The organism is Parafannyhessea sp. (assembly GCF_051876455.1).
Taxonomy (GTDB): domain Bacteria; phylum Actinomycetota; class Coriobacteriia; order Coriobacteriales; family Atopobiaceae; genus Parafannyhessea.
Window position 1 is genome coordinate 1 of record NZ_JBJEHW010000010.1, and the last position, 3,598, is coordinate 3,598.

5 protein-coding genes are annotated in these 3,598 nt (G+C 67.0%); all 5 read right to left on the reverse strand.

Features of this window, described 5'->3' with window-relative positions:
* Positions 1 to 509 (reverse strand): hypothetical protein (locus tag ACI38Z_RS00465; protein ID WP_439788227.1); only part of this gene is annotated, 509 nt, incomplete at its 3' end.
* A gap of 68 nt (positions 510 to 577) precedes the next feature.
* Positions 578 to 1,312: an MFS transporter gene (locus ACI38Z_RS00470; protein ID WP_439788228.1), complete on the reverse strand. Its 735-nt coding sequence runs from the start codon at positions 1,310 to 1,312 to the stop codon at positions 578 to 580.
* A 39-nt stretch (positions 1,313 to 1,351) separates the two neighbouring features.
* Positions 1,352 to 1,798 carry an MFS transporter gene (locus tag ACI38Z_RS00475; RefSeq protein ID WP_439788229.1) on the reverse strand — a complete coding sequence of 149 codons (447 nt, stop codon included), beginning with the start codon at positions 1,796 to 1,798 and terminating at the stop codon, positions 1,352 to 1,354.
* 21 nt (positions 1,799 to 1,819) lie between these two features.
* Positions 1,820 to 2,932: a butyrate kinase gene (gene buk / locus ACI38Z_RS00480; protein ID WP_439788230.1), complete on the reverse strand. Its 1,113-nt coding sequence runs from the start codon at positions 2,930 to 2,932 to the stop codon at positions 1,820 to 1,822.
* 2 nt (positions 2,933 to 2,934) lie between these two features.
* Positions 2,935 to 3,598, reverse strand: a 664-nt coding sequence (locus tag ACI38Z_RS00485; RefSeq protein ID WP_439788231.1) for a phosphate acyltransferase, incomplete at its 5' end; no start/stop codon positions are given.

The following is a 3,598-nucleotide window of genomic DNA, read 5'->3' on the forward strand; positions in this document are numbered from 1 at the left end:
ACGGGATTCTTCTGCAGCTCCTGCGCGACCACGCCCACCAGCGTGTTGAAGCAGCACTCCTCGTCCGGCCCGATGGGGCGGTCGCGCTCCACCAGCATCACGTGCGCGATGCAGATGCCGTGCACCATGGCGGCGCCCACGAGCGTGTTGACGCCCAGGTGCTCGTTCCGGTGCACGCAGGGGCATACGCTGCCGGCCAGGCTCTCGTCCAGCCGGCGCTCGTGTATGTAGGCGATGCCGGCCTCGCTCACAAAGCCGTTCGCAAGCTCCCCGCGCATGACCGTGGCGAGCGTGGAATCGTCGTCCGGCGCGATGTCAAAGTTGCGCGCGACGTAGCGGAAGTTGGCGTCGATCACCAGGACCGGGTTTCCCAGCACGTGCGCCGCCACGTCCACGATGTACTGCAGTCCACGGTCCGAGAAGAGCGCGGCCAGGATGCTGTCGCGGCCATGCCCACCGCACGCCTCTGGCGCCACGCCGGCCCCCGACGCCACGTTCTTCTCGCCCATGAGCTACCTCCCTGCGCATGCGTACTTCAATCAGTCAACTTTATCATCCGCGGAGGCGCATGCCGATGCTAGCAGCTCGCAACCTCGCGAGCGGCTGCCTCGCGAGCGGCTGCCTGGGCCTTCTCCTCCGCCTCCTGGGCGGGCGTGAGCTTTGCGTAGTGGACCATGCCGAAGACCACGAGGACCGCAATGATGACGATGCCCAGGACGAACTTCTGGCTGATCTGCGCGCCAAAGGGTGCGGTGGCCGCCTCGAAGAAGAGCGGCGAGAGCGCCATGCCAAAGTTGGTGCCCGCCATGCCGATGGCAAGGTTGAACGCGCGTCCCTCGTTGGTGCTGTTGCCTGCGGCGAAGTTGCCTTGCAGGGGGACGTAGGTCTCCTTGCCCAGGGACGTGACGAAGCCGGCCACGCACAGGACGCCGAGCGTGGGAGCCACCAGCGTCAGCACGAGACCCAGGATGGTGACGCACCAGGCCAGGGGCATCGCGCGGTTCTTGAACTTCTTGAACAGCGGCCCCACGAGGAGCCCGGCGAAGATGCCAGCCACGGTCATGACCGTGGAGGCAGTGGCGCTCTGCGCCGTTCCGCCAAAGCCACGGGCGGCCACGATGAGCGACACGTTGGTCGAGAAGAGCTGGAAGCACAGCACGAAGACAAAGCTGATCAGCGTGATGAGCGCGACCTCGCGCGGCATGTTCTTGAGGACGTTGCCCTTGCGCTTTGGCTCGAGGTGACCCATGGGGAGGCAGAAGAACTCGACGATGATGAAGGGAAGCTCGGCAGCGTAGGCGGCGTAGGACATGTACCACTCGCGGGACCCCAGGATGCCGGAGAGGACCGTTCAGAGGATGCCGCCCAGAGCGACGAACGTCGAGTAGACGCCCATGATGCTGCCGCGCTGCTGCCCCTCGAAGTAGTCCGCGATGAGAGCATCGGTTCCGTTCTGGATGCCGCCGATGCCGATTCCGATGAAGACGGATGCCGCAAGCACCTGCCAGAGCGCATCATGGAACGCCACGACCATCAGGCCAGCGACCATTATCAGGACGTGACAGGCAAGCGCCGTGTAGCGCTTCTGCACACGAGTCGCCAGCACAGAAGAGACGAACAGCGCCGAGAGCGCCATGCACAGTGGGATGATGCCGACGCACATCTGCACGGCGGCGATGTTGGCGTCGGGGAAGGTCTTCGCGATGGAAGACAGAATCGGCACCGGCACGAGCATGCCCATTATGCACATTGCGGCGGAATAGATGCCGACGATGTATTTGACCTGAGTCTTGTTCACTGGTAACACCATTCCTCTCTGTCAGTCGTGAAATCCCTGGAAGACGGGCACGCCCGTGTAGGTCTTGGGCTGCTCCTGCCCGCTCAGCACGCGCCGCGCGCCGGCGGCCATGGCCTCGAGCTCGAACTCGCCGGGGTATGCGGTGACCGGCGCGACCCAGCCGCAGGTGTCCCTCACGTGGTCTACGAGCTCCTGCGAGTGCGCCATGCCGCCGCCCAGGAGGATTCCGTCCACGTGCCCCGCGAGCACGCCCGCCATGGCGCAGATCGCCTTGGTGAGCTGGTAGAGAAGGGCGTCCCATGCGCGCTTGGCGGCCGCGTCCCCCGCGGCGGCGCGGTTCTGGACCTCGCGGGCGTCCGAGGTGCCGAGCAGGTCCACGAACCCGCCCGTCTTCATGCAGAGCCTGCGGAGCTCCGCCGTGGTGCGGCCCGCGTCGATCAGGTTGAGGACCTCGGACACGGGAAGCGCGCCGCAGCGCGTGGGCGCCATCATGCCCTCGCCACCCACGATGTCGAAGCCATCGACCATGCGGCCGTCGTGGTGGGCGGAGACCGAGATGCCACCGCCGATGTGGCAGACGATAAGGTCAAGCTCCTCGTAGCGACGGCCGAGCGACGCCGCGTGGCGGATGGCGGTCTCCTTGAGGTTGAGCGCGTGCAGGTGCACGTGGCGGTAGACGCCCCTGACACCCGTAACGCGCGCCAGGTCGCAGAGCTCGTCCGTGTCGGGCGGGTTCACCACGAAGGCCGGCTTGCCGTAGCGCGCGGCCATCTCGTGGGCAATCTGCGGGCCCAGCTGCGCCGGGTGCTGCACGCCGTTGGCGCCGCGACGGGCGTGGTCCAAAAGGACGTCGTTCACCTCGTAGGTGCCGCCCTCCACCGGCATGAGGCCGCCGCCGCGGCCCACGAACGCGTCCATGGTCGCGGGGTCGATCCCGGCCTCGGCCAGGGCGGAGTTGATGGTCTCCATGCGATAGGGCATCTGGTCGGACACGCCCGCGAACGTGGCGAGCGTCGCGGCGTCGTGGTTGACGGTCTTCTCCATGAGGGCGCGCTCGCCCTCGAACACGCCGACCTTGGTCGAGGTGGAGCCGGGGTTGATGACCAGCACGCGGAACTCGTTCTTCTCCCCCATGGCTATGCCTCCTTCAGCGCCTGGGCGCGGACGCAGCTCATCACGACGTTGCCGACGATCTCGCTCACGGGTGAGGAGCGGGAGCAGTCGCACACGATCTTGTTGAAGCCCTGGAGGAAGGGGCCGTAGGCGTTGGCGTGCGCAAAGTTCTGCACGAGCTTGACGCCGATGTTGCCCACGTTGATGTCGGGCCAGACGATCACGTTGGCGCGGCCGGCCACCTCGGACGGGCGGTGCACCTTCTTGGCGGCCACGTCGGGACGGATGGCCGCATCGAGCTGGAACTCGCCGTCGACCTTGAGGTTGGGCGCAAGCTCGTGGGCCGCGGCGACGGCGTCGCGGACCTTGTCGACCAGCTCGCCCTCGCCGGAGCCGTCCGTGGAGTAGCTGAGCATGGCGACGCGCGGCTCCCAGCCGGTGAGCGCGGCCACGGTGCCGGCGGACGTAACGGCAATCTGCGCGAGCTGCTGCGGGTTGGGGTTGACGCACACGGCGGAGTCCGCAAAGCCCAGCAGGTTGCCCTCGCTCCCCTCCCAGCCCGGGATGTCGAAGATGCCCGCGGAGCTCACGGTGGTGACGCCTTCTGCCAGGCCGATGATCTTCTCGCCCGCGAGGATGACGTCGCCCGTGGAGCAGTCGATGCCGCCAAAGCTCACGTCCACGTCG

Bases quoted from the DNA above. Each gene is read 5' to 3' on its own strand.
- buk (WP_439788230.1), bottom strand. From the start codon at position 2,932: ATGGGGGAGAAGAACGAGTTCCGCGTGCTGGTCATCAACCCCGGCTCC.
- ACI38Z_RS00470 (WP_439788228.1), bottom strand. From the start codon at position 1,312: ATGTCCTACGCCGCCTACGCTGCCGAGCTTCCCTTCATCATCGTCGAG.